This is a genomic window from Pseudoxanthomonas sangjuensis (assembly GCF_010211755.1).
In the GTDB taxonomy this organism is placed as follows: domain Bacteria; phylum Pseudomonadota; class Gammaproteobacteria; order Xanthomonadales; family Xanthomonadaceae; genus Pseudoxanthomonas_A; species Pseudoxanthomonas_A sangjuensis.
On sequence record NZ_PDWR01000048.1, the window covers coordinates 1 to 2,670 of the forward strand.

A 2,670-nucleotide genomic window follows, 5' to 3' on the forward strand; every position below is an offset into this window, starting at 1 on the left:
GGCTGGCTGGCCTGCTCAACCGCACCGCGCTTGAACTCGGTGCTGAACTTCCTTCGCTTCGACATGAACACTCCTCATGGCCTTGATCGGCCTTCTCGTAAGTGTCCGTGAAAACGGGGGTGAACCCTGTCCATATTGATAAGGGTTCGATCCACGCTCTATCCCGGGTCGCGAAGCTCACTAGGGCGGCCTAACGCTCAAGTTAAGCCGAATTGCAGCGCGTAGCTGGCCATATGGCAAGCTATATCTGCCATATGGACGGCGTAGCGATGCAATTTCGGCTTGAACGCATTGTTAGGCCCCACCAGTAGCTGGCCCGACCCTACAACCGACCAGATACATACGATCTTTCCCAGCCGGTGGCGCTCACCACGCGACCCGATTCAAAAACGAACTCCATACGGGACACGTTCTTCGCATGACTGTCGATGAACTCGACTACAGCCTTGTGCCTTGAACATGCATCCGCTGGCATGTCCATGTAGTCCCAGCCAAAGAAACGATAGGTGTCCGCGTTCATTGTCCGCGCAAGCTCGCGAGCGCCAGCGACTCCTGTACCCAATGGACGGCCCACGTCGCCTGCGCCAAGGCTGAAGCTTGCAGAGGAGGCGATAAGTGCTGTGAGCCCGTCATCGCGGTTTGCTGCCCGTTTGATCACTTCAACAGCGCGAAGGCTCAGAAATTGCTGCAATTCGCGTGCACTCGTGATTTCCGGCAGGCCGCATCCGGAAGGCATTGCGAACGCAGGACCTGCAGCCAGAACCAAACAAAGGCAAATCAACCGCTGAGCGATTCTCGTAGGCAGAGATTTGTCAGCAAGGCTTCTTGCAAGTCCAATTAACATGAGCCCTCCCAGTGGGGCCTAACGCCTGAATTAAGCCGTGCCACGAAGTGGCATCGGCTTGAATGAATTGTTAGGGCTCACTGCCGCGATCTGAGGGCCTAGCCAGAAGCCAGTACACAAAATCGTGGATGAGCCCGCCAAAAAGCAGGAAGAGCAGGAGTGCCGCAACGATATTGTCTAGTGCCGAGCGAGTGCCATCAAATGTAAGGACATGAACCCCAGCAAGAATTGCAAAGAGCGAGACTGAAGTAAGGCCGATGCGAGTCGAAGGCAGCAAGCCGCCCCACATGGAGAGGCGTCCAGTGTTGCGCACTAGGCCGGCGAAATCTTTCTGCGTCCAAACAAACATTCCGGCTCCAAGAGCGAGCATGACCAACCCGAACCAGAGATCTTTCATGTGAGCCCTAACGCCTAAGTTGAGCCGAATTGCAGCGCGTAGCTGGCCATATGGCAAGCTGTACCTGCCATATGGACGGCGGAGCGATGCAATTTCGGCTTGAACGCACTGTTAGGCCTCAGAGATACGGTCTATCCAAAAGCGCACGGGGCCGAAAACGCGTTTAACGGCGTGGTAGTAGACATGCACCACCGGTTTTCGAGAACACATGGCCTCGTAGTTCTTTCTCTCCTTGGTCGGCCCATTAAATCTTAGATATGGGGTGCTGGGAGTATCCAGTGTCAGGCCCATGAAATATTGCGAACTGTAGCGCCCCAAGCCGCGGAACTCGCAATTAGTAACGCGACCCTGCGCCTCCAACGTACCTCGAAGCCCTTCAGGCGCATCGATTCTTATGTTGCCAATAGCTAGCAGTCCGAGCGCGATGGCTACGGCACCATAAAGATACTTCTTCCCGGCTCTCGTCATGGCGCTTCTGAGGCCTAACGCCTGAATTAAGCCGACCGGCGAAGCCGGTTCGGCTTGAATGAATTGTTAGGCGCGTCCGGTCAAGCGACGCACCGCCCAAACAAAGACATGTTGCACGGCCATTGGCAGCAAGCCGAAGAACAGTATGCAAAACGCGACGCTGGCAAAAAAGACCAAACCGAGATCAAAGGCTTGCGAAAGAAATGAAGGTGGCGGGCTGGGATTGCGGCTGTACTCCGAGCGCCACGCCAAGATGCCAAGCACGGGGATAATGCCGAATATGGCACCGACTGCTCCAGTGCTGATGATGGTCTGTCGGAATTGCACCTTATCCACGATAAGCGCCTAACGCCGGAATTAAGCCGCGCCGCGAAGCGGCGTCGGCTTGAATGATTGGTTAGCGCCCATCCGCCGGCTATTTGGGGAGCGGATAGACACGAATGCTTGAGATCTCATTGGTGTTGCCTGCCGCAAATGACTCATCAAATGTAATGATGGGGCCGTGAGCTGTGCCGTGGAATGACCCAAACCCAGAGAGACTGTTAAGTACGGTCAGCTTGTATTTGCGACCAATGTAAAACTTGGTACCGCCGTCAGATGGTAGAGGTGCCGTCTCGTCGAACTTGGCATGGATGGGCTCCTTGCCCGCGACCACCGCGCAAAAGTCCTCAGATGCCTCGCGAAGGACAGCCTGATCCTCCTGGGTCGCACCGGAGCTAACGAGATTTACGAAGGGCTCTTGGCATGGTGTGCCAGCCGCTGGAGGAAAGTCCGAGCTATTGCAGCCCGCGATTAGGACGAAGATCAAGCCGCTGATGAGTCTGCTCATGGGCGCTAACGCCTTATGTCTTGGCTTTCCCCTACTGTAAACGCCGAGAGCCCGGTGTGCGCGCCCGATAACGCCTCGGTGTAGCGGCACCGTAATTCAGCAGGGGCCGCACACCGGATCTCACGTCCCGAC

4 protein-coding genes are annotated in these 2,670 nt (G+C 56.0%); all 4 read right to left on the reverse strand.

The features are described 5' to 3' along the window. Nucleotides 1-322 precede the first annotated feature (322 nt). Nucleotides 323-844, reverse strand: a complete 522-nt coding sequence (locus CSC71_RS15155; RefSeq protein ID WP_162375215.1) for a hypothetical protein — start codon at nucleotides 842-844, stop codon at nucleotides 323-325. 70 nt (nucleotides 845-914) lie between these two features. After that, nucleotides 915-1,241 (reverse strand): hypothetical protein, encoded by a 327-nt coding sequence (locus tag CSC71_RS15160; protein ID WP_162375216.1) that lies wholly within the window; start codon nucleotides 1,239-1,241, stop codon nucleotides 915-917. A gap of 534 nt (nucleotides 1,242-1,775) precedes the next feature. After that, nucleotides 1,776-2,045 (reverse strand): hypothetical protein, encoded by a 270-nt coding sequence (locus tag CSC71_RS15165; protein ID WP_162375217.1) that lies wholly within the window; start codon nucleotides 2,043-2,045, stop codon nucleotides 1,776-1,778. Nucleotides 2,046-2,124: 79 nt separating this feature from the next. After that, on the reverse strand, nucleotides 2,125-2,538 hold the full coding sequence (locus tag CSC71_RS15170) for a hypothetical protein (protein ID WP_162375218.1): 414 nt from the start codon (nucleotides 2,536-2,538) through the stop codon (nucleotides 2,125-2,127). Between the last annotated feature and the right edge of the window lie 132 nt (nucleotides 2,539-2,670).

Coding starts and splice junctions, on each gene's coding strand:
- CSC71_RS15160 (WP_162375216.1), bottom strand. CDS start 1,241: ATGAAAGATCTCTGGTTCGGGTTGGTCATGCTCGCTCTTGGAGCCGGA.
- CSC71_RS15170 (WP_162375218.1), bottom strand. CDS start 2,538: ATGAGCAGACTCATCAGCGGCTTGATCTTCGTCCTAATCGCGGGCTGC.
- CSC71_RS15155 (WP_162375215.1), bottom strand. CDS start 844: ATGTTAATTGGACTTGCAAGAAGCCTTGCTGACAAATCTCTGCCTACG.